We start from the raw sequence: 21,177 nt of genomic DNA, 5'->3' as shown, positions 1-21,177 counted from the left end.
GCGGCAGCTCGACGGACACCCCGAGGGAAGGCCCCAGTGGAAATTCTGCAGAACGTGCTCCTGGCGATCATCGTGCTCACGAGCCTCCTGGCCGTCCTGCTCGTGCTCCTCAACAAGGGCAAGGGCGGCGGGCTCTCCGACATGTTCGGCGGTGGGATGACCCAGTCGCTCAACACCTCGGGGGTGGCGCAGAAGAACCTCATCCGACTCACCACCGCCACGGCCGTCGTGTGGGTGCTGTCGATCGCCGCGTACGCACTGACCATGCGCTTCGCCGAGGTCGCTGCCTGACCCGGTCGCGCCGAGCCGCCGACCCCGGCCTCCCGGACCACGCCACGGCGCGGTCCGGGAGGCCGGGGTCGTTTCGTAGGTGCCCGTGAGGCCGGCGCTCAGGTGTTCATCGGGAGCTTGTGCTGCCCGGCGGCGAAGAAGCCGGTCCCGGGGCCCGACGGGAACCGGAGGCCCACCGACGTGACGAGCTCGACGATGTGCGGTGACGGACGAGCACCGAGCTCGTCGGCCAGGACGGTGGCGTACTCGTGGAAGATGGCCAGTGCCGTCGCCTCGTTGTCCATCGCCAGGTGCGCGCGGATGAGGATCCCGGTCGCGCTCTCCCGGAGGGGATCGATGCTTCGCGCCACCTCCGCGAGGTGGCGGGCGTGGAAGTGGTCGTCGCGCGCCAGCGCCGTCTCGGCGAGGCACTCGGCGGCCGTGAGGTAGAGGTCGTGGAGGCGGCGCTGCTCCGTGACCACCCAGTCGTCGTACCATCCCGGCAGCAGATCGGCGCTCGAGGCGCTCGCGAACCACCACGGGTCGGCCACCGCCGTCTCGAAGACGGTGCTCGCCAGTGCCCGGCGCAGGCGGTGCAGGTCCACGTCCACCGCGTCCCCCAGCCGCAGGTCGCTTCCCGAGCACACGAGCAGGCCCGGCAACCGGCGGGAGACCGTGAAGACGGCCGCGCGCAGGCTGCCGAGGGCGTGGGCCTCGGTGCACTCCGGCCACAGCCGCCCGGCGAGGAACCGGCGGGAGCGCGGCCCGAAGACGGCGAGCGCGGCGAGGAGTCTCTGCTGCCGGATCCCCATCGGGTGGACGGCACCGCCCACCCTGAGCTGCCAGCCTCCGAGCAGCGTCAGCTCCGCAGGTCCCTGGACGTCCATGGCCACTTTCCTCCTGCCCGGTGGGTCGGAACGGGGCCGGATGCCCGCCCGTGCACAGCGTAGGCAGAGGGTGCCGCCGGGCCGGCCGTCGGTGCTGATCGGGAAACGCGTCTTGACGTGCAGGGACGTAATGTGGTTGCCGTCGGCGCGACTCCGGGGTGTCATGTAAGAGCATGAGGTCGGCGTCGGAAGGGGCTCGCCATGGACCTGAGCCTGGAGCAGCTCGAGGACTTCGTGGTGCTCGCGGCCGAGCGGCACTTCGGCCGGGCCGCCGCGCGCCGGAACCTGAGCCCGTCGGCGCTGTCCAAGCGGCTGCAGCGGCTCGAGCACCAGGTCGGGGTCCGTCTCGTGGAGCGGGACGGCGGCGGGGTCACCGATCTGACCGACGCCGGACGGCGGTTCCTGCCGCACGCCCAGGACACGCTGCGCGACGCGGCCCGGGGCCGGCGCGCCGCCCTGGGCGTGGTGGGCACCGAGCCGCTGCGCCTGGGCATACCGGGGTCTCCGGGTGACCACCTCTCGCCGCGGGCGTGGCAGGCGCTCGTCGCGGGCCTGGAGCTGGCGCTGCCCGGACGCTGTCTCTGTGCCCGCGGCGTTCCCTACGGGCAGCTGGCGGACGGCGTGCTGACCGGCCGGGTGGACGTGCTGCTGACGACCGACGGCGTGGACCATCCGGGCCTCGTCACCGTGCCGCTGACGACGATGGGACGGGTCTGCCTGCTGCCTCCGCACCACCCGCTGGCGGGTGCGCCCACGCTGACCGTGGCGGACGTCGCGGACCTGCCGATGATCGTGGAGCCGACGGCGTCGCCGGAGTGGATGGCGCCCTGGGTGCTCGGGGACCTGCGTGCGCGGCGCGGGACCAGGACCGTCGAGGTCCGGGCCCGGTGCCTGACGGACGTGCGGGCGGCCGTCCTGGCGGGCACCGCGGTGACCCTGGCCACGGACACCCTGCCCCCGTCCGCCCGGTCGCGGCTGTGCGCGCCCGCGCTCACGGACGCACCGCCGATCCAGCTCGGGGCCGTGCGCCGCCGGGGCGACGACCGCGACGAGGTGCTGGCCCTGCTCGAGGTGCTGGGCCTCCTCGCGGCGCTGGCCGGGATCGGCCGCTGAGACCCGCAGCCGGAGGGGCCGGCGTGCCCGGTGGCCGGGCGGACGGGGAGAGCTCAGCCGCCGAGCGCGTCCTGGGCGACCAGCAGCAGCGTCTCCTCGTTCCCCCGCACGCCCGCACCGGGCGTGCGCTCGAGCGGCGCGCCCGAGCGCACTGCGGCGACCGCCTCGGCCTTGTCCGCGCCCGCGACCAGGAACCAGACGCGGTCCGCCGCGTTGACGAGGGGCAGCGTCATGCTGATCCGGTCCGGCGGGGGCTTGGGGGAGCCGTGCACCGCGACCACCGTGGCCTCCGTCTCGTGGACGTGCGGCAGGCCCGGGAACAGGGAGGCGACGTGGCCGTCCGGACCGAGGCCCAGCAGGGAGAGGTCGAAGCGGGGAAAGGCCTCCGAGCGCAGCTCGGCGTCGGCGGCGGCCGCGAGCTCGCGCCGGTAGTCGAAGGCGGCGTCCTCCGCCGTGGCGAACTCGTCGGCGCTGCCCATGTAGTGCACCCGGTCCGGGTTCAGGGCCAGCGCACCGCCGAGGGCCTCGACGGCCTGCACGCAATTGCGCTCGGGGCTGTCCTCGGCCACGAACCGTTCGTCGGACCACCACACGTTCACCCGCGACCACTCGACCTCGTCCTTCCGGGGGGAGGCGGCGAGCGCGGCGAGCACCGCGGAGCCCATGCTCCCCCCGGTCAGCACGACCGTGGCCTCACCGCGTTCCGCCTGCGCGTCGACGAGCACGGTGAGGGCGCGCTCGGCGCTCTGCGTGGTGAGCGCGCCCTTGTCCGGGTGGGGGACGGTCTCCAGGCCGGCGCTCATGCGCGCTCCTCTCGGGGGCCGGGGACGAGCGGCTCGGCGGCCGGGACCCCGTCGGACTCCGGCACGGGCAGGGCCATGACCACCTCGGCAGTGTCCTCGGGCGTCGCCGGCGTCTCGGCACGTCCCCCGCCGTGCTCGGCCAGGAACCGGGCCGCGCCGGGGGTCAGCTCCCCGCTGGTGTCGACGATCCGGGCCACCTGCACGTCCCGCAGCCCGTTGGTCAGCACCTCCCCGTACACCTCGTCGGGATCGAGGCGGCGCAGCTCCTCGGCGATGCAGGCGTTGAGGTCCCGCACCGGCATGGCGATCTGCTGGTCCGGCTGCCCGGGCTGGCGCAGCATGGCCACGGAGCGGCCGGGCCGCTCGAGCACGATCTCGCCGTCGTCCCGGACCAGGGTTACCCGCTCCAGGCGGCGGGGGCCGGGGTTGTTGACGAAGGTGACCTCGGAGCCGAGCCGGGTGCCCAGCCACGTGCCGAGCAGCACCACGCTGGGGGAGCGGCCGGAGCCCTCGACGACGACCTCGCGCACGCGGGCGGGCTCGGCCTGGTCGAGGACGGCCGCGAGCTGGATGCGCCAGTTGGTGACCCGCGTCCAGGCGAGGTCCGTGTCGCCGGGCACGTACCGGTGCCGGAGCTCGGCGAGCGTCTCGTAGGCGTCGTCGCTGCGCGCGGAGTCCATGATCCTGCGGTGGGCGATGCCGGCGATCGACGAGGTGTGCGCCGAGGGCGGCGGCACGGTGTGCGGCCACCACGCCACGATGGGCGCGTCCGGCAGCAGCAGCGCGGAGAACAGCGTCTCCGTGGGCTCGGCCAGGTCGCCGTAGCCGTGCAGCACGATGACCTCCGACGCGCCCGCGTCCCCGCCCATGCGCAGCTGGGCGTCCAGCCGGGTCTCCTCGGACGAGGAGTGCCCCACGTGCATGAGGATCCGGCACGGGTGCTCGTGGCTCGCGAAGTTCGCGGCCTCGAGCGCGGCCTCCGAGTGCCCGGCCTGCGCCAGGATCACCAGCGTGAGCACCCGCCCGAGCGTCACGACGCCGTGCTGGTCCCTCAGCTGGTTCAGCTTCTTGTCGATGGCCGAGGTGGTGGTGTTCTCCATCGAAACGATCACGGTCGCCTCCAGACGCGTCCGTCGCGGGCCAGCAGCTCGTCGGCGGCGGCGGGTCCCCAGGACCCCGGCGCGTACGGCTCCGGCATGATCTCCTGCTGGGTCCAGCACTCCTCGAAGGGGTCGAGGATCCGCCAGGACAGCTCGACCTCCTCGTGGTTCGGGAACAGCGGTGGTTCCCCGAGCAACACGTCGAGGATGAGGCGCTCGTAGGCCTCGGGGCTGGACTCGGTGAACGAGTGGCCGTAGCCGAAGTCCATGGTGACGTCGCGGATCTCCGACTGCGTCCCCGGCACCTTCGAGCCCAGCCGGATGGTCACGCCCTCGTCGGGCTGGATCCGGATCACGATGACGTTCTGCCCGAGGTCCTCGTGCCCGTTGTCCCCGAAGAGCAGGTTGGGGGAGTTCTTGAACTGCACCGCGATCTCGGTGACGCGCCGGCCCAGCCGTTTCCCGGCCCGCAGGTAGAAGGGCACGCCCGCCCACCGCCGGTTGTTGATGTCCAGGCGCAGCGCCGCGTACGTCTCGGTGCGCGAGTCGGCGGGGATGTCCTGCTCCTGGTGGAAGGCCCGGACGCGCTCCCCGCCCTGCAGGCCGGCCCCGTACTGGCCGAGCGCCGAGTGCGCCGCCAGGTCCTCCGGGATCGCGACGGAGGCGAGCACCTTCGCCTTCTCGGCGCGCATGTGGTGGGCCTGGAAGGACAGGGGCTCCTCCATGGCCGTCAGGGCCAGCAGCTGGAGGAGGTGGTTCTGGATGACGTCGCGGGCCGCGCCCACGCCGTCGTAGTAGCCCGCGCGGGAGCCGATCCCGATGTCCTCGGCCATGGTGATCTGCACGTGGTCCACGTAGCGGGAGTTCCACAGGGGCTCGAACATCTGGTTGGCGAAGCGCAGCGCCAGGATGTTCTGCACCGTCTCCTTGCCCAGGTAGTGGTCGATCCGGAACACCGAGTCCGCCGGGAACACCCGCTCGACGATGGCGTTGAGCTCCTGCGCGGACTCGAGGTCGTGGCCGAAGGGCTTCTCGATGACCACGCGCCGCCACCCGGAGGCGTTCTCGTGCTGGGCCAGGCCGTGGTCGGCCAGCTGCTGGCAGACCGTCTCGAACGCCTTGGGCGGGATCGAGAGGTAGAAGGCGTGGTTGCCGCGCGTCCCGGAGTGGACGTCCAGCTCCTTGAGGGTCGACTTGAGCGTCTCGTAGGCCTGGTCCTCGTCGAACTCGCCGCGCACGAAGCGCACGCCGGAGGAGAACTGGCGCCACACGTCCTCCTGGAACGGGGTGCGGGCGTGGGCCTCGACGGACTCGCGCACCACTTCGCGGAACTCCTCGTGGGACCAGTCGCGGCGGCCGAAGCCGACGAGCGCGAACGACGGCGGCAGCAGCCCCCGGTTCACGAGGTCGTACATCGCCGGCAGCAGCTTCTTCTTCGCGAGGTCGCCCGTCACGCCGAAGAGCACGAGCGCCGACGGGGCGGCGACCCGGACGAGCCGCCTGTCCCTCGGGTCCCGCAGGGGATTGCGGGCATTGTTGTCTGGCAACGGTACTCCTTCACGTCTCTGCGGGCCCCGCGGGCGGGGGCCGCCTGCGAGGTCCTTCACGCACGACGGTCGGCGCGGGGTCACCCCGCGCCGACCGTGGCGTCCTCCCATTCTAGGACAGGGTCCGGGTCGCGCCTGCCGGCTACCGGCGCAGGGCCTCGACCGCCTGCCGGAGCCGGGCCACGCCCTCGGCGCGGTCGGCGAGCCGCAGGCGCAGCACGGGCCGGCCGTGGTCGGCGAGGACCTGGGCGTCCCCGTCCGCCTGCGCGGAGATCAGCTCGCCGAAGCTGAACGGGCTGTCCGGGATGTCCAGGTCGGTCTCCGAGGCGGCGGTGATCTGCAGGTAGACGCCCTCGGCGGGCCCGCCCTTGTGGTACTGGCCGGTGGAGTGCAGAAACCGCGGGCCCCAGCCGAACGTCACGGGACGGCCCGTGGCGCGGGCGAGGACGGGGCGGATGCCCTCCAGGTCGGCCCAGGCCAGCCGGTCGAAGTACGCCTGCACCGAGAGGTAGCCGCTCTCGGGCAGCTGCGCGAGCAGCTTGCCGAGGGCGTCCTCGACCGTCCGCGCGCCGTCGAGCAGCTCCTGGGCGCCGCGGATCTCCACCGGGCCGTCGACGACGTCCGCGGGCGTCGGCTCCGGCTTGTCCTCGAGCAGGGCCCGGGTCGCGTTCTTGGCCGACTCCACGTCCGGCTGGTCGTACGGGTTGATGCCCAGCAGACGGCCGGCCACGGCGGTGGTGACCTCCCAGAGCATCAGCTGCGAGCCCAGGGAACCGGCGACCCGCACGACGTCGCCCTCGGGCGTCTCCTCGGCGTCCTCGGGGACGAGCTCCACGACGAGGACGTCGGCGGCACCCGAGGTGGCCTCCGGGGCGTCGTCGCCGACGACGACGGGCAGCACGCCCTGGCCCTCCTTGCCCGTCGACTCCGCGATCAGCTGCTCCGCCCAGTCGGCGAAGCCGGCGATTCCGGAGCCCAGGTCCCGGAACACGATCTTGTTGCGCAGCGGCTCCGTCCCGCCCAGGGCCGCCCCGAGGTGCAGGGCGGGGTTGTCCTCGGCGTCCTCGCGCAGCACCTCGCCCGCCTCGTCGGCGTCGTCGAGCAGCGCCTCCACGTCCACCCCGGCCAGGCCGGAGGGCACCAGGCCGAACGCGGTGAGCGCGGAGAAGCGCCCGCCCACGGTCGGGTCGGCGGTGAAGACCCGGCGGTAGCCGGCCTCCCGGGCGGAGGACTCCATGGGGGAGCCGGGGTCGGTGACCACGACGATGCGGGAGGCGGCGTCGATCCCGGCGTCCTCGAACGCCCGGGCGAAGACCCGGCGGGCCGAGTCCGTCTCCACGGTGGAGCCCGACTTCGAGGACACCACGATCGCGGTCCGCTCCAGCCGGTCGGCCAGGGCCGCCCCGACCATCTCCGGGTCCGTGGAGTCGAGCACGAACAGCTCGACGCCGGCGGTGCGGGTGATCACCTCGGGGGCCAGCGAGGACCCGCCCATGCCGGCGAGCACGAACCGGTCCACCCCCTCGGCGGCGAACTCCTCGCGCAGGGCCGTGATCTCGGCGACCAGCGGGCGGGAGACCTCGGCGGCCTGCACCCAGCCCAGCCGCTTGGCGGACTCGTCCTCCGCCGCGGGGCCCCACAGCGTGGGGTCCTGGGCGAAGAGCTTCGAGGCGAACCCGTCGCCCACCAGGGCGGGGACGTGCCGGTCGACGGCCTCGCGGGCCGCGCCGGAGGTCTGGACGGACAGGGAACTCATGGGTCTCCTTCGGGTCGGACGGGACGGAACGGGGCCGGGACGGCGGAGCCGGCTCAGCGGGCGTTGTCGAGGGCGGCGCGGACGGTGTCGAGCAGCTCCGCCCAGGAGTCCTCGAACTTGGTCAGGCCCTCGGCCTCGAGCTTGTGCACGACCTCGTCGTAGGAAATCCCCACGCCGGCGATCCGGTTCAGGAGCTCGTTGGACTCCTCGTAGGTCCCGGTGATGGTGTCGCCGGTGACCTCGCCGTGGTCGGAGGTCGCCTCGAGGGTCTTCTCCGGCATGGTGTTGACGGTGTTCGGGGCCACGAGCCCGGTCACGTAGAGGGTGTCCGGCAGGGACGGGTCCTTCACTCCGGTGGAGGCCCACAGCGGGCGCTGCGGCTTGGCTCCGGCCGCGGCCAGGCGCTTCCACCGCTCGGTGGTCAGGGAGTCCTCGAAGACCTGGTAGGCCAGCCGGGCGTTGGCCAGCCCCGCCCGGCTCTTGAGCTCCTTCGCCTCGTCGGTGCCGAGGCCGTCGAGGCGCTTGTCGATCTCGGCGTCGACGCGGGAGACGAAGAAGGAGGCCACGGAGTGGATGCCGGCCAGGTCCTTGCCGTTCTCCAGGGCCTGCTCCAGGCCCAGCAGGTAGGCGTTGATGACCGCGCGGTAGCGCTCGAGGGAGAAGATCAGCGTCACGTTGACGGAGATCCCCTCGGCGATGGTCGCCGTGATGGAGGGCAGCCCGGCCTCGGTCGCCGGGATCTTGATCAGCGCGTTGTCCCGGCCGATGGTCTGGGACAGGCGCTGGGCCATGGCGGCGGTCGCGTCCGCGTCCTGGGCCAGGCGCGGGTCGACCTCGATGGACACCCGCCCGTCCACGCCCTGGGTCGCCTCGGCGATCGGGGCGAACAGGTCGCAGGCGTCGCGGACGTCGTCGGTGGTGATGGCCAGCACGGCCTCGTCGACTTCGGTGCCGGCGGCGGCGAGCTCCTGGACCTGGGCCTCGTAGGCGTCGTGGGCGGCCAGGGCGGCGGCGAAGATCGTCGGGTTCGTGGTCACGCCCACGACGTTCTTCTCGTCGATGAGCTGCTGCAGGTTGCCGCTGGTGAGGCGTTCGCGGGAGAGGTCGTCCAGCCAGATCGAGACGCCGGCGTCGGAGAGCTTCTTGGTGGGAGTGGTCATGTCTCAGTCAGTCCTCGGGATCGGAGGGAAGTGCTCGGTGGGTGCGCGCCGGGGCTCAGCGGTTCGCGGAGACGGACTCCTGGACGGCGGTCAGGGAGTCCTGGGCCGCGGAGGCCACGGCCTCGGCGGTGATGCCGAACTCGCGGTAGAGGGTCTGGTAGTCGGCGGACTCCCCGAAGTGCTCCAGGGACACGGCCCGCCCGGCGTCGCCGAGCAGGTCGTGCCAGGACATGGCGATCCCGGCCTCCACCGTGACCCGGGCCTTCACGGCGGCGGGGATCACGGACTCGCGGTAGTCGGCGTCCTGGGCGTCGAACCACTCCCGGCAGGGCATGGAGACCACCCGGGCGGCGATGCCCTGCTCCTTGAGCAGCTCACGCGCCTCGACCGCCAGGGACACCTCCGAGCCGGTGCCGATCAGCACCACGTCCGGGGTGGACTCGGTGTCGGCCAGGACGTAGCCGCCGCGGGCCACGCCCTCGGCGGAGGCGAACTTCTCGCCCTCGGCGTCGGGGTGGAGGTCCTGGCGGGCGAAGGTCGGCACGTTCTGGCGGGTCAGGGCGATCCCGGCCGGGCGCTCGTGGCCCTCCAGGATCGTCCGCCAGGCGACGGAGGTCTCGTTGGCGTCGGCCGGGCGGACCACGTCGAGCCCGGGGATGGCGCGCAGGGCCGAGAGCTGCTCCACGGGCTGGTGGGTGGGCCCGTCCTCGCCCAGGCCGATGGAGTCGTGGGTCCACACGTAGATCGAGGGGACCTTCATCAGCGCGCCCAGGCGCACGGCCGGGCGCTGGTAGTCGGAGAAGATCAGGAACGTCCCGGAGAACGCCCGGGTCTGGGAGGACATGGTGATGCCGTTGACGATCGCCGCCGCGGCGTGCTCCCGGATCCCGAAGTGCAGCACCCGCCCGTAGGGGTGGCCCGTCCACTTGTCCGTGGAGCGCGCCTCGGGGATGAAGGACGCGGCGGACTCGATGGTGGTGTTGTTGGACCCGGCCAGGTCGGCGGAGCCGCCCCACAGCTCCGGGAAGGTGTCGGCGATCGCGTTGAGCACCTTCCCCGAGGCCGAGCGGGTCGCCACGTCCTTGCCCGCCTCGAAGACGGGGAACGCCTCGCGGTGGTTCTCGGGCAGCTCCTCGCTGCGGATCCGGTCGTAGAGCTTCGCCCGCTCCGGGTTGGCCTCCCGCCAGGCGGCGAACTTCTGCTCCCACTCCTGCCGGTAGTCGCCCATCCGGTCCTGGATCGAGCGCGTGTGGGCCAGGACCTCGTCGGCCACCTCGAAGGTGGCCTCCGGGTCGAAGCCGAGGATCTTCTTGGTCTCGGCGACCTCCTCGGCCCCGAGCTTCGAGCCGTGGATCCCGCCGGTGTTCTTCTTGTTCGGGGCCGGCCAGCCGATGATCGTGCGCAGCGCGATCATCGAGGGCTTGGAGGTCTCGGCCTTGGCCGCGCGGATCGCCGCGTAGAGCTCCTCGACGTCCTCCACGTAGTCCCCGGACTTCGTCCAGTCCACCCGGGCCACGTCCCAGCCGTAGGCCTCGTAGCGCTTGAGCACGTCCTCGGTGAACGCCACGTCGGTGTCGTCCTCGATCGAGATGTGGTTCTGGTCGTAGATCACCACCAGGTTGCCCAGCTCCTGCACCCCGGCCAGCGAGGACGCCTCGGAGGTGATCCCCTCCTGCAGGTCCCCGTCGGAGGCGATGACGTAGACGGTGTGGTCGAAGGGCGACTCCCCGGCCGGTGCCTCGGGGTCGAACAGGCCCCGGGTGTAGCGCTGGGCGTAGGCGAAGCCCACGGCCGAGGCCAGGCCCTGGCCCAGCGGGCCGGTGGTGATCTCCACCCCGGTGGTGTGCCGGTACTCCGGGTGCCCCGGGGTCTTCGCCCCCCAGGTGCGCAGGGACTTGATGTCCTCGAGCTCCATCCCGTAGCCCGACAGGAACAGCTGCAGGTACAGCGTCAGGGAGGTGTGCCCGGGGGAGAGGATGAACCGGTCCCGGCCCGTCCACCGGTCGTCCGTGGGGTCGTGGCGCATCACCTTCTGGAACAGCAGGTAGGCCGCCGGGGCCAGCGACATCGCCGTGCCCGGGTGGCCGTTGCCCACCTTCTCCACCGCGTCCGCGGCCAGCACCCGCACCGTGTCCACGGCGCGCTGGTCCTGCTCGTTCCATGTCAGCTTCACATCGAGATCGGTCACGAAAATCAGAGCCCTTTCTGCTGGGAGCCGCTGCCGTGCGCAGCGGACGCCGGTCGCAGACCGGCGGTCTGGGTCCAGCTTAGGTCACGCCGATTTCCGGGACGTGACCGACGGCACCGGTCCGGGGCGGCGGCCCCGCCGGATCCGGACGTCTCCGGGGCGGGAACGGGCGGTGCCAGGCGCTATGCTGTATAGGACCTTCTTCCGCGCCCGCGAGCTGCTGCGCCGACCGTCGCCGTGTCGACGACGCGCGGTCTCCGGGCCTCCTCGCCCACCGAGCGGGGGACACCACCGCAACCGGGAGCAATGATTTCGTGAACTCACTCGAGACGTCGGGCACCGCAGGGCGATCGGTCCTCGGCACCGAGCACGAGGGTGGGGCGGCGGCCTCCCGGCACGAGGGACGGATGTCGTTCTCCCGGAAGCTGCGGGCCTACGTGGCGCTCATGAAGCCGCGGATCATCGAGCTGCTGCTCGTGGCGACCGTCCCCACCATGATCTTCGCCCAGCAGGGCATGCCCGACTTCTGGCTGATCCTCAACACGCTCGTGGGCGGCACGCTCGCGGCGGGCGCCGCCGGGGCGTTCAACTGCTACATCGACCGGGAGGAGGACCGGGTGATGCGGCGGACGGCCAAGCGCCCGCTCGTCACCGGCGAGGTCACCGACCGGGAGGCGCTCGTGTTCGCCTGGGTGGTGGCGGTGCTCTCGGTCGTGTGGCTCACCGTGGGCGTCAACGTCCTCGCGGGCGTCCTCGGCGTCGTGGCCATCTTCCTGTACGCCGTGTTCTACTCGATCGTCCTCAAGCGGCGCACCGCCCAGAACATCGTCTGGGGCGGGGTGGCCGGGTGCATGCCGGTGCTCATCGGCTGGGCCGGGGTGACGGGCGGCCTCGACTGGCCGGCCCTCGTGCTGTTCCTCTTCATCTTCCTGTGGACACCGCCGCACTACTGGCCGCTGTCCATGAAGTACGCCGACGACTACTCCCGCGCCGGGGTGCCCATGCTGGGCGCCGTCTCGAGCGCGCGGACCGTGGGCAGCCAGGTGGTGCTCTACGCGTGGGCCACGGTGGTCTGCTCGCTGCTGCTCGTGCCGGTCGGCGGCGCCGGATGGGTCTACGCCGTGACCGCGCTGGCCTCGGGCGGGTGGTTCGTGTGGCACAGCCACAAGCTGCACGCCCTCGCGGTGGCCGGCCGCCCGACCGACAAGCAGGCGATGTACGTCTTCCACGGCTCGATCGCCTACATCACCTTCGTCTTCCTCGCTCTGGCCGTGGACCCGTTCGTGGGCGGGCCCGTCCTCTGAGGCCCGCGCGGCGGCGCCGCGGACCGGGCGCCGCGCCCGGCGGTCCTAGGATGGTCGCATGCTCAGCATGACCTTCACCGGGCTCGTCGCCTACCCGATCACCCCGTTCCAGCAGGGCGGACGGCTGGACCTGGAGTCCCTCGAGCGCTACGTCGGGCGGCTGGCCCGCTCCGGGGTGGACGCCCTGGTGGTCCTGGGCAGCTCCGGGAGCTTCGCGTACCTCTCCGGCGCGGAGCGGGCCGAGGTCGTGCGTGTCGCCGTGGAGGCCGCGCGCGGCTCGGGCGTTCCGGTCGGGGCGGGGATCTCGGCCATGACCACCCGCGAGGTGCTCGAGATGGCCTACGCCGCCGAGAACGGCGGCGCGGACGGGCTCGTGCTCAATCCGCTGTCCTACATCCCCCTCGTCTCCGAGGAGATCGCGGACCAGGTGGAGACCGTCTCCGCGGCCGTGTCCCTGCCGCTGTGCATCTACAACAACCCGACGACGACGGGGTTCACGTACCCGGTGCAGCTCGCCGCCGAGCTGTCCTGGCTGGAGAACGTGAACGCCTTCAAGGACACCGCCGGCTCGTCGGCGGAGTGCGCCGGGCGCCGCGCCCGCTTCGCGGAGCTGGCCGAGCCCGGGACCGCCCACGGGGTCAGCGGCGAGCGGCTGCTGCACGAGGCGGCGCCGGACGCGGCGGGGTGGCACTCCGGGATCGCGGCGGTGCTCCCGCGCCAGTACAGCGCGTTCCGCGCCGCGGTCGTCGAGGGCGACGAGCGGACCGTGCGCACGTGGCAGGCCGCCCTGGCCCCGCTGATGGAGATCCTGCGCCAGGAGCGCCCGCTCAGCTCCCTCTACGCCCTCGCGGAGGTGTGCGGCGTGAGCACGGCCCCGCCGCGGCGGCCGCTGCTGCCGATCCCCTCGGCGAGCCGGCAGCGGCTTGCCCAGGCGGTGGAGGAGCTGCTCGACGAGGCCCCCGACGAGCGCAGCTGAGCGCGCTCAGCCGCGGGCGGGGGCTCCGGCGGCCTGCGGGTCGCCGGTGGCGCGCACGACCGCGTCGGGGGTGCGGGTGACCGCGAAGCCCTTCTCGACGGTCCGCGCGGCGGCCCAGACCAGCGCGGCGGAGCCGATCAGGTGCAGGGCCACGGCCACGACCGGCAGGCCGTTGAAGTACTGGTAGTAGCCGATCAGCGCCTGCAGGACCAGCACGGCCAGCACGGCGTGCAGCGCGGAGGCCACGGGCACGGGCCAGCGCCGCCGGCGGGCGAGCACCAGGCCCGCGAGCACGGTGCCGACGAGCAGGTACACCGGCACCGCGTGGGCCCGGGTGATGAGGTAGGCGTCGAAGGCGTGCCGGGCGCTGGAGTCGTCCCCGGCGTGCGGGCCGGTGCCGGTGACCAGGGTGCCGAGGTAGAGGACCAGTGCGGTGAGCACGCCCACGGCCACCATCAGGGCGCGGAGCAGGCGCCGCTGGGCGAGGGCCTGGCCCGGGCGCTCGGCGTCCCGCACGGCCGGCAGGGAGCGCCGCCGGGTGCGGTTGACCAGGACGGTGGACAGGGCGATCATCCCGCTCGAGATCAGGTAGTGGACGCCCACCAGCCACGGGTTCAGCCCGGTGTGGACCACGATCCCGCCGACCACGGCCTGCAGCGGGATGGCGAGCCCGAGCGTCAGCGCGATGAGCATCAGGTCCCGGTGCCGGTGCCGCAGCCGCAGCACGGCCAGGAAGGTCAGGACCGCCACGAGCGCCAGCACGAACGTCAGCAGGCGGTTGCCGAACTCGATCACCCCGTGCATGCCCATCTCGGGGGTGTTCGTCCAGGACGCGTCCGTGCACCTCGGCCAGGTGGGGCAGCCCAGGCCGGAGCCGGTCAGCCGCACGAGCCCGCCGGTGAGGATGAGCAGGGAGTTGGCGAGCAGGGAGGCCACAGCCATCCACCGCACCCACGGGGTGATCCGGGTCGGCAGCAGGAAGCTGCCCTCCGCTCGGACGTCGGCGTCGGTGGGGTCGCTGGCGCGGGTCATGGCTTCACTTCCGGAGGGTGTCGGTGCGTGGGAGTTCCGGGCCCAGTTTATCCGCGTCCCCGCGGTCCCGCTCCCGCCGCCGGACCGGGCGCCGCCGGTCGGCGGGGCGTCAGCTCCAGCGGAACCAGCGCACCGCGCCCGCCCACGCGGCGGCGGCCCAGACGGCGAGCACGAGCACCGGCAGCAGGGAGGGCGCGCCCGTGAGGAAGGTCTCGCGCAGGGCGGTCCCCAGGGCGCCCGAGGGCAGCAGGTCCACCAGCCACGCCAGCGACTCCGGGAGCGTGCGGGACGGGAAGAGGGTCCCGCCGACCGCCGCGAGGAGCACCCAGACGAGGTTGGTCACGGCCAGGGTGGCCTCGGCGCGCACGGTCCCGGCCAGCAGCAGGCCCAGCCCCGTGAACGCCGCGGCCCCGAGCAGCAGCACGGGCACGGAGACGAGCACCGCCGCCGGGTCCGGGCGCCAGCCCAGGGCCGCGCCGAGGGCCGCCACCAGCACGTACTGCACCGCGAGCACCGCCACGATGGCCAGCAGCTTGCCGGCGATCAGCCCGCCGCGGCCCAGGGGAGTGGTGGACAGGAAGCGGAGCACGCCGTAGCGGCGGTCGAAGCCGGTCTGGATGCCCTGTCCGGAGAACGCGTTGGAGAGCACGCACAGCGCGAGCACCCCCGGCACCGCGACGTCCACGCGGGAGGCGCCGGCCGGCACGCTGGCGTCGAGCAGGTCGGTGAGGGTCAGGGCCACGAGCGCCATGAGCGGGAGGATCACGAGCAGCAGCAGCTGCTCGCCGTTGCGCAGCATCGTCAGCGCCTCGTAGCGGGCCTGCGCGGCGACCCGCCGGGCCAGGGGAGCCGGGTCCGAGCGCGGGGGCGTGGAGCGGGGCTGGGCGGGTGCGGTCATCGGATCTCCCGTCCGGAGATGTCGAGGAAGACGTCCTCGAGGGTGCGGGGCTGGAGCGACAGGGACTCGGGCATGGTCCCGGTGGCCGTGAACCAGCGGGTCACGGCCTCGAGCAGCGCGGGGGTCAGCGGGCCGGTCAGGGTCACCGTGCGCTCGGCGCGGCTCGCGCGGACGTCCTCGAAGCCGGGGCCCTCCCACGGGAACGGGCCCGCGTCGAGCTGCTCGGGCGCCAGGGTCAGGGCCAGCACGGCCGGGGCGTCCGCGCCCGGGGCCACCAGCTCGGCCACGGAGCCCTGGGCCATGACCCGGCCGTGGTCCACGATGTAGACCTGGTCGGCCAGGCGCTGCGCGTCGTCGAGTAGGTGCGTGGTCAGGATGATGCACACGCCCTCGCGGCGCAGCTGCTGGACGAGGTCGAAGACGATGTTGCGGGACTGCGGGTCCATCCCGGCCGAGGGCTCGTCCAGGAACAGGACCTCGGGGCTGCCCGCGAGCGCTGCCGCCAGGGCGACGCGCTGGCGCTGGCCGCCGGAGAGGCGGCGGACCACCGTGCGGTCGAAGCTGTTGATGCCCAGCCGCTCCACGAGCTCGCCCATGTCCCGGGGGCTGCGGTAGAGGGACGCCACGTGCCGCAGCAGCTCGAGGGGGCGCACAGCCTGCGGCAGCCCGCCGTCCTGGAGCATCACGCCCACCCGGGCGCGCAGGTCGGGGTCCGCCCGCCACGGGTCCTGCCCCAGCAGCCGGACGGTGCCCGCCGAGGGCCGCTGCAGGCCCTGGGCGCACTCCAGGGTGGTGGTCTTGCCTGCCCCGTTGGGCCCGAGCAGCGCCGTGATCTCGCCGTGCCGGGCGGTCAGGGACAGGCCGTCGACGGCCTGCACCACGTCGGCCGCCCGGTCCGGGCCGCGGCGTCGCCGGCGGACGGGGAACTGCTTGACGAGGCGCTCGATCGCCAGCGCGGGCGAGGACGCGGGGGGACTCTGGACGGGCACCGGACCAGTGTAGTGGGGCGCGCCGGGGCCCCGGGTCCCTTGGCCCGGCCGCACGGGCGGGTTATTATGAGTAAGTCGCGATTTTCGGTCGAAGGACCCGGTAAGGGTCAACTTACTGGCCGCACCGGAATGAATAAGGACATACTTCGGTTGTGTATTCAGTGGGTTCGCCACGGGATCCACGAGACCACCTTCCCCACCTCCGACCAGGAAGCACAGGGTTCACCCATGACTCAGACCACGGACGTCCGGAGCAGGTCCCGCTCCGCGGGCGGGCCGCGGGCCGAGCAGGAGGAGAACACCCGCTCCCGCGTGCTCGGGGCGGTCCTCGAGCACGGGCCGGTCTCGGCCGCCGATCTCGGCGAGATGCTCGAGCTCACCCCGGCCGCCGTGCGCCGCCACCTCGACGCCCTCGAGCAGCAGCACTTCGTCGAGGTCACGATGGTCCGCCGCCGCACCGGCGGCGCCGGGCGCCCGGCCCGCCGCTACGTCGTCGCCCCCGAGGGGCACGCCAAGCTCGGCGACGACTACCTCGAGATCGCCACCGACGCCCTCGAGACCATCCGGCGGGTCGCCGGGCCCGAGGCCGTGCGCGCGTTCATCCAGGAGCGCGTGGACCGGCTCGAGGCCGCCTACCGCCCCGAGGTCGAGGCCGCCGGCCCCGAGGTCGCCGACCGGCTGCCGGTGCTCGTGCGCCTGCTGAGCCAGGACGGCTTCGCGGCCTCCACGAACGAGGTGGCCGTCGGCCGCGGGGACCGGCGCACCATCGTCTCCGCGCAGCTGTGCCAGGGCCACTGCCCCGTGCGGGACCTGGCCGCGCGCTACCCGCAGTTCTGCGAGCTGGAGACCGAGCTCATCGCCCGCCTGCTCGGCACCGACGTCCGCCGGCTCTCCACGCAGGCCGCCGGCGCGCACGTGTGCACCACGCACGTGCCCCTCGCGCGGCCGGGACCCGCCGCGGCACCCGCTTCCACGGACCACACCACAGACCAGACAACAGAGGAAGGCCGTCATGACTGAACAGATCGCCAGCGGCAACGACACTGTCATCTCCGACATCCTGGAGAAGAACCCGGAGCTCGAGGGCATCGGCACCTACGAGTACGGCTGGGCCGACTCCGACGTCGCCGGCGCCTCCGCGCGCCGCGGTGTCGACGAGGACGTCGTCCGGGACATCTCCGCGAAGAAGAGCGAGCCGCAGTGGATGACCGACCTGCGGCTGAAGGGCCTGAAGTTCTTCGACCGCAAGCCCATGCCCACGTGGGGCGCGGACCTGTCCGGGATCCACTTCGACAACATCAAGTACTTCGTGCGCTCCACGGAGAAGCAGGCCGCCACCTGGGAGGACCTGCCCGAGGACATCCGCAACACCTACGAGAAGCTCGGCATCCCCGAGGCCGAGCGCGGACGGCTCGTCTCCGGCGTCGCGGCCCAGTACGAGTCCGAGGTCGTCTACCACCAGATCCGCGAGGACCTGGAGGAGCAGGGCGTCATCTTCCTGGACACGGACACCGCGCTCAAGGAGCACCCCGAGATCTTCGCCGAGTACTTCGGCACGGTCATCCCCGTGGGGGACAACAAGTTCGCGTCGCTGAACACAGCCGTGTGGTCCGGCGGCTCCTTCGTCTACGTCCCCAAGGGCGTGCACGTCGAGATCCCGCTGCAGGCCTACTTCCGCATCAACACCGAGAACATGGGCCAGTTCGAGCGGACGCTGATCATCGCGGACGAGGACTCCTACGTCCACTACATCGAGGGCTGCACCGCGCCGATCTACAAGACCGACTCGCTGCACTCCGCCGTGGTCGAGATCATCGTCAAGAAGAACGCCCGGGTGCGCTACACGACCATCCAGAACTGGTCGAACAACGTGTACAACCTCGTGACCAAGCGCGCGATCGCCCACGAGGGCGCCACCATGGAGTGGATCGACGGCAACATCGGCTCGAAGGTCACCCAGAAGTACCCGGCGGTCTACATGACCGGCGAGCACGCCCGCGGCGAGACCCTCTCGATCGCCTTCGCCGGCGAGGGCCAGCACCAGGACACCGGTTCGAAGATGGTGCACATCGCCCCGAACACGTCGTCGTCGATCGTGTCCAAGTCCGTGGCCCGCAACGGCGGCCGCGCCGCCTACCGCGGTCTCGTGCAGGTCCGCGAGGGCGCCCACGGCTCGAAGTCCAGCGTGGTCTGCGACGCCCTGCTGGTCGACACGATCTCCCGCTCGGACACCTACCCCTACGTCGACATCCGCGAGGACGACGTGAGCATGGGCCACGAGGCGACCGTCTCGCGGGTCTCCGAGGAGCAGCTGTTCTACCTGATGCAGCGAGGCATGGCCGAGGACGAGGCCATGGCGATGATCGTGCGCGGCTTCGTGGAGCCGATCGCCCGCGAGCTCCCCATGGAGTACGCGCTCGAACTCAACCGCCTCATCGAACTGCAGATGGAAGGATCCGTTGGCTGACATGACCAAGCTGAACGAAACGATTCGCAACGCGGCGGAGGCCGCCGCCTCCGCCGCCACCGCGGTGGCCGAGAAGGCCGTCGACACGGCCAAGGACGCCTACGGCAACCTGGGCGAGAAGGTCGACGGGGTCCCCACCGGGGACGGCCGCGTCGCCATCCCGGGGATGGACCAGGAGGGCGAGCGGCTCGCCCGCGACAAGGTGGAGAACGACACCCTCGTGCGGGAGTCCGCCCGCGGCGGCAGCGCCGAGGGCCCGGACTCCTCCCGTGCCGGGCGGCGCACCTCCTACGACGTCGCCGACTTCCCGAAGCTCACGGGCAAGGAGGAGGACTTCCGGTTCACCCCCCTCAAGCGCCTCAAGGGCCTGCACGCCGACGCCCTGACCGGCCCGGCGCCCGCGGTCACCGTGGACTCCGACGCCGTGCGCCTGGAGACCGTGGGCCCCGACGACGCCCGGATCGGCAGCGCCGGCATCCCCGAGGACCGGCTCTCCGCCAACGCGTGGAACAGCGTCACCGGGGCCACTGTGCTCACGGTGCCGCAGGAGGCGGAGATCGCCGCGCCCGTCCTCGTCGACATCCACGGCTCGGACGCCACCCCGGCGGCCCAGCACCTCGTGATCGACGCGCAGCCCTTCTCCAAGGCGCTCGTGGTGCTGCGCCACCACGGCACCGCGGTGCTCTCGCAGAACGTCGAGTTCCGCGTGGCCGACTCGGCCAACCTCACCGTCGTGACGCTGCAGGAGTGGGACGACGACGCCGTGCACGCCTCCTCCCAGCAGGCGCGACTCGGCAAGGCCGCCTCGTTCAAGCACGTGCTCGTCTCCCTCGGCGGCGACCTGGTGCGCGTGACCCCGTCCACACGCTTCGACGCCCCCGGCGGGTCCGTCGAGATGTACGGGCTGACCTTCGTGGACGCCGGCCAGCACCTGGAGTCCCGGCTGTTCGTGGACCACTCCCAGCCGAACTGCACCTCGCGGGTGACCTACAAGTCCGCGCTGCAGGGCGAGAACGCGCACGGCGTGTGGATCGGCGACGTCCTGATCCGCGCCACCGCGGAGGGCACCGACACCTACGAGCTCAACCGGAACCTGATCCTGGGCGACGGCCCGCGGATGGACTCCGTGCCGAACCTCGAGATCGAGACCGGCCTCATCGCCGGCGCCGGCCACGCCTCCACCACCGGGCAGCTGGACGACGAGCACCTGTACTACCTCATGTCCCGGGGCATCCCCGAGGACGAGGCGCGCCGGCTCGTGGTCCGCGGCTTCCTGTTCGAGATCATCCAGCAGATCGGCGTCCCGGACATCGAGGAGCGGCTGCGCGAGTCCATCCAGGACGAGCTCGCCGCCGCGAACTACTGAGCCCCTTCCCCACACTTTTTTCGACCCACAGGAGAACCATCCATGGCAACTCTCGAGATCAAGGACCTGCACGCGTCCGTCGTGCTCGACGACGAGACCACCAAGCCGATCCTCAAGGGCGTGAACCTGACCATCACCTCCGGTGAGGTGCACGCGATCATGGGCCCCAACGGGTCCGGCAAGTCCACCTTGGCCTCCACCATCGCCGGGCACCCCAAGTACGTCGTCGACTCCGGCGAGGTCCTCCTGGACGGCGAGAACGTCCTGGAGATGTCCGTGGACGAGCGCGCCCGCGCCGGTCTCTTCCTGGCCATGCAGTACCCGGTGGAGATCCCCGGCGTGACGACCTCCAACTTCCTGCGCACCGCGAAGACCGCGATCGACGGCGAGGCCCCCTCCCTGCGCACGTGGACCAAGGACGTCAAGGCCGCCATGGAGCAGCTGAAGATCAGCCCCGACATGATCCAGCGCAACGTCAACGAGGGCTTCTCCGGCGGCGAGAAGAAGCGCCACGAGATCCTCCAGCTCGAGCTGCTCAGGCCGAAGATCGCCCTGCTGGACGAGACCGACTCCGGCCTCGACGTGGACGCGCTCAAGGTCGTCTCCGAGGGCGTCAACCGCGCCCTCGAGACGAACGACATGGGCGTCATGCTCATCACCCACTACACCCGCATCCTGCGCTACATCAAGCCGCAGTTCGTGCACGTGTTCCACGACGGCCGCGTGGTCGACGAGGGCGGTCCCGAGCTCGCCGACCGGCTCGAGAACGAGGGCTACGACCGCTACCTGGCCGCGGCCAAGTAAGCTCCGTGCCCCACAGCTCCGAAAGGAGGCCAGCGATGGCCGAAACCCCTGCTGAGACCCCCGTCGACAGCTCCCAGGCCCCTGCGGGCCAGATCTCCGCGGAGGAGGTCGAGGAGGCGCTCAAGAACGTCATCGACCCCGAGCTCGGCGTCAACATCGTCGACCTGGGCCTGCTCTACGGCTCCAAGTGGGCCGAGGACGGCGCCCTGGTCCTCGACATGACCCTCACCACCGCGGCCTGCCCGCTGCAGGACGTCATCGAGGACCAGTGCGCCGCGAACCTCGACACCCTGGTGGACGAGTGGCGCGTCAACTGGGTCTGGATGCCGCCGTGGGGTCCCGACCGGATCACCGAGGACGGCCGCGACCAGATGCGCGCCCTGGGCTTCAACATCTGATCGTCCTCCCGGCACGACGACGGCGCCCCGACCACCTCTCGCCAGGTGGGCGGGGCGCCGTCGTCGTGCCGCTTCGCCCCGGGCACACGACGCCACGAGTAACCTTCCGGCTTCCGGGT

19 protein-coding genes are annotated in these 21,177 nt (G+C 72.3%); 9 read left to right on the top strand and 10 right to left on the bottom strand.

Going from position 1 to position 21,177, the window contains the following annotated elements; genetic code table 11:
• The first annotated feature begins 36 nt into the window (after positions 1 to 36).
• On the top strand, positions 37 to 291 hold the full coding sequence (secG, locus tag RE027_RS04595; protein ID WP_368807069.1) for a preprotein translocase subunit SecG: 255 nt from the start codon (positions 37 to 39) through the stop codon (positions 289 to 291).
• A gap of 98 nt (positions 292 to 389) precedes the next feature.
• Here the strand turns inward: secG and RE027_RS04590 are convergent, their stop codons facing one another.
• On the bottom strand, positions 390 to 1,157 hold the full coding sequence (locus RE027_RS04590; protein ID WP_368807068.1) for an AfsR/SARP family transcriptional regulator: 768 nt from the start codon (positions 1,155 to 1,157) through the stop codon (positions 390 to 392).
• A 201-nt stretch (positions 1,158 to 1,358) separates the two neighbouring features.
• Here RE027_RS04590 and RE027_RS04585 point away from each other — a divergent pair, with 201 nt between their 5' ends.
• On the top strand, positions 1,359 to 2,270 hold the full coding sequence (locus RE027_RS04585; protein ID WP_368807067.1) for a LysR family transcriptional regulator: 912 nt from the start codon (positions 1,359 to 1,361) through the stop codon (positions 2,268 to 2,270).
• Between the two features lie 53 nt (positions 2,271 to 2,323).
• Here RE027_RS04585 and pgl read toward each other — a convergent pair whose 3' ends face one another.
• The 6 genes from pgl to tkt form a co-directional block, all read right to left on the bottom strand.
• The gene (pgl, locus tag RE027_RS04580) at positions 2,324 to 3,073 is read right to left on the bottom strand and encodes a 6-phosphogluconolactonase (protein ID WP_368807066.1); all 750 of its coding nucleotides are present in this window, start codon (positions 3,071 to 3,073) and stop codon (positions 2,324 to 2,326) included.
• The gene (locus tag RE027_RS04575; RefSeq protein WP_368807065.1) at positions 3,070 to 4,185 is read right to left on the bottom strand and encodes a glucose-6-phosphate dehydrogenase assembly protein OpcA; all 1,116 of its coding nucleotides are present in this window, start codon (positions 4,183 to 4,185) and stop codon (positions 3,070 to 3,072) included. The genes pgl and RE027_RS04575 overlap by 4 nt, the downstream gene beginning before the upstream one ends.
• Positions 4,182 to 5,693: a glucose-6-phosphate dehydrogenase gene (gene zwf / locus RE027_RS04570; RefSeq protein WP_368807255.1), complete on the bottom strand. Its 1,512-nt coding sequence runs from the start codon at positions 5,691 to 5,693 to the stop codon at positions 4,182 to 4,184. Before zwf ends, RE027_RS04575 begins: the two co-directional genes overlap by 4 nt.
• A 169-nt stretch (positions 5,694 to 5,862) precedes the next feature.
• Positions 5,863 to 7,476, bottom strand: a complete 1,614-nt coding sequence (locus tag RE027_RS04565; protein ID WP_368807064.1) for a glucose-6-phosphate isomerase — start codon at positions 7,474 to 7,476, stop codon at positions 5,863 to 5,865.
• Between the two features lie 53 nt (positions 7,477 to 7,529).
• A complete protein-coding gene (gene tal / locus RE027_RS04560; protein WP_368807063.1) occupies positions 7,530 to 8,636 on the bottom strand; it encodes a transaldolase in 1,107 nt (368 codons plus the stop codon).
• 55 nt (positions 8,637 to 8,691) lie between these two features.
• On the bottom strand, positions 8,692 to 10,824 hold the full coding sequence (tkt, locus tag RE027_RS04555) for a transketolase (RefSeq protein WP_368807062.1): 2,133 nt from the start codon (positions 10,822 to 10,824) through the stop codon (positions 8,692 to 8,694).
• Between the two features lie 314 nt (positions 10,825 to 11,138).
• Between tkt and RE027_RS04550 the strand changes: the two genes are divergently transcribed.
• Both RE027_RS04550 and RE027_RS04545 read left to right on the top strand, forming a co-directional pair.
• Positions 11,139 to 12,128 (top strand): heme o synthase, encoded by a 990-nt coding sequence (locus RE027_RS04550; RefSeq protein ID WP_368807061.1) that lies wholly within the window; start codon positions 11,139 to 11,141, stop codon positions 12,126 to 12,128.
• 58 nt (positions 12,129 to 12,186) lie between these two features.
• Complete coding sequence (locus RE027_RS04545; RefSeq protein WP_368807060.1) at positions 12,187 to 13,104, top strand: dihydrodipicolinate synthase family protein; 918 nt, start codon at positions 12,187 to 12,189, stop codon at positions 13,102 to 13,104.
• Between the two features lie 6 nt (positions 13,105 to 13,110).
• Here RE027_RS04545 and RE027_RS04540 read toward each other — a convergent pair whose 3' ends face one another.
• The 3 genes from RE027_RS04540 to RE027_RS04530 all read right to left on the bottom strand — a co-directional run bounded on the left by RE027_RS04540 (position 13,111) and on the right by RE027_RS04530 (position 16,023).
• A complete protein-coding gene (locus RE027_RS04540) occupies positions 13,111 to 14,136 on the bottom strand; it encodes a COX15/CtaA family protein (RefSeq protein WP_368807059.1) in 1,026 nt (341 codons plus the stop codon).
• 109 nt (positions 14,137 to 14,245) lie between these two features.
• On the bottom strand, positions 14,246 to 15,034 hold the full coding sequence (locus RE027_RS04535) for an ABC transporter permease (protein ID WP_368807058.1): 789 nt from the start codon (positions 15,032 to 15,034) through the stop codon (positions 14,246 to 14,248).
• Complete coding sequence (locus RE027_RS04530; RefSeq protein WP_368807057.1) at positions 15,031 to 16,023, bottom strand: ABC transporter ATP-binding protein; 993 nt, start codon at positions 16,021 to 16,023, stop codon at positions 15,031 to 15,033. Before RE027_RS04530 ends, RE027_RS04535 begins: the two co-directional genes overlap by 4 nt.
• A gap of 228 nt (positions 16,024 to 16,251) precedes the next feature.
• On the opposite strand from RE027_RS04530, the gene RE027_RS04525 reads away from it, so the two are divergent.
• From RE027_RS04525 to RE027_RS04505, 5 genes are read left to right on the top strand one after another with little or no spacing between them, the layout of a single operon-like run.
• Positions 16,252 to 17,043 (top strand): helix-turn-helix transcriptional regulator, encoded by a 792-nt coding sequence (locus RE027_RS04525; protein WP_368807056.1) that lies wholly within the window; start codon positions 16,252 to 16,254, stop codon positions 17,041 to 17,043.
• Positions 17,036 to 18,490: a Fe-S cluster assembly protein SufB gene (gene sufB / locus RE027_RS04520; protein WP_309032597.1), complete on the top strand. Its 1,455-nt coding sequence runs from the start codon at positions 17,036 to 17,038 to the stop codon at positions 18,488 to 18,490. Before RE027_RS04525 ends, sufB begins: the two co-directional genes overlap by 8 nt.
• A 1-nt stretch (position 18,491) precedes the next feature.
• The gene (sufD, locus tag RE027_RS04515; RefSeq protein ID WP_438612413.1) at positions 18,492 to 19,856 is read left to right on the top strand and encodes a Fe-S cluster assembly protein SufD; all 1,365 of its coding nucleotides are present in this window, start codon (positions 18,492 to 18,494) and stop codon (positions 19,854 to 19,856) included.
• A gap of 42 nt (positions 19,857 to 19,898) precedes the next feature.
• Complete coding sequence (sufC, locus tag RE027_RS04510; RefSeq protein ID WP_368807055.1) at positions 19,899 to 20,660, top strand: Fe-S cluster assembly ATPase SufC; 762 nt, start codon at positions 19,899 to 19,901, stop codon at positions 20,658 to 20,660.
• Positions 20,661 to 20,695: 35 nt separating this feature from the next.
• A complete protein-coding gene (locus RE027_RS04505; RefSeq protein WP_368807054.1) occupies positions 20,696 to 21,058 on the top strand; it encodes a metal-sulfur cluster assembly factor in 363 nt (120 codons plus the stop codon).
• The last annotated feature ends 119 nt before the right edge of the window (positions 21,059 to 21,177 follow it).

Source organism: Kocuria sabuli, assembly GCF_040981185.1.
Lineage (GTDB): Bacteria > Actinomycetota > Actinomycetes > Actinomycetales > Micrococcaceae > Kocuria > Kocuria sabuli.
The sequence above is the reverse complement of the archived record's forward strand: the minus strand, read 5'-3'. Positions and strand labels throughout refer to the sequence as shown.

What these genes read in the sequence shown, in the direction of transcription:
- RE027_RS04590 (WP_368807068.1), bottom strand. Translation starts at nt 1,157, where the DNA reads ATGGACGTCCAGGGACCTGCGGAGCTGACGCTGCTCGGAGGCTGGCAG.
- RE027_RS04585 (WP_368807067.1), top strand. Translation starts at nt 1,359, where the DNA reads ATGGACCTGAGCCTGGAGCAGCTCGAGGACTTCGTGGTGCTCGCGGCC.
- pgl (WP_368807066.1), bottom strand. Translation starts at nt 3,073, where the DNA reads ATGAGCGCCGGCCTGGAGACCGTCCCCCACCCGGACAAGGGCGCGCTC.
- RE027_RS04565 (WP_368807064.1), bottom strand. Translation starts at nt 7,476, where the DNA reads ATGAGTTCCCTGTCCGTCCAGACCTCCGGCGCGGCCCGCGAGGCCGTC.
- tal (WP_368807063.1), bottom strand. Translation starts at nt 8,636, where the DNA reads ATGACCACTCCCACCAAGAAGCTCTCCGACGCCGGCGTCTCGATCTGG.
- RE027_RS04545 (WP_368807060.1), top strand. Translation starts at nt 12,187, where the DNA reads ATGCTCAGCATGACCTTCACCGGGCTCGTCGCCTACCCGATCACCCCG.
- RE027_RS04540 (WP_368807059.1), bottom strand. Translation starts at nt 14,136, where the DNA reads ATGACCCGCGCCAGCGACCCCACCGACGCCGACGTCCGAGCGGAGGGC.
- RE027_RS04535 (WP_368807058.1), bottom strand. Translation starts at nt 15,034, where the DNA reads ATGACCGCACCCGCCCAGCCCCGCTCCACGCCCCCGCGCTCGGACCCG.
- RE027_RS04525 (WP_368807056.1), top strand. Translation starts at nt 16,252, where the DNA reads ATGACTCAGACCACGGACGTCCGGAGCAGGTCCCGCTCCGCGGGCGGG.
- sufB (WP_309032597.1), top strand. Translation starts at nt 17,036, where the DNA reads ATGACTGAACAGATCGCCAGCGGCAACGACACTGTCATCTCCGACATC.
- sufD (WP_438612413.1), top strand. Translation starts at nt 18,492, where the DNA reads ATGACCAAGCTGAACGAAACGATTCGCAACGCGGCGGAGGCCGCCGCC.
- sufC (WP_368807055.1), top strand. Translation starts at nt 19,899, where the DNA reads ATGGCAACTCTCGAGATCAAGGACCTGCACGCGTCCGTCGTGCTCGAC.
- RE027_RS04505 (WP_368807054.1), top strand. Translation starts at nt 20,696, where the DNA reads ATGGCCGAAACCCCTGCTGAGACCCCCGTCGACAGCTCCCAGGCCCCT.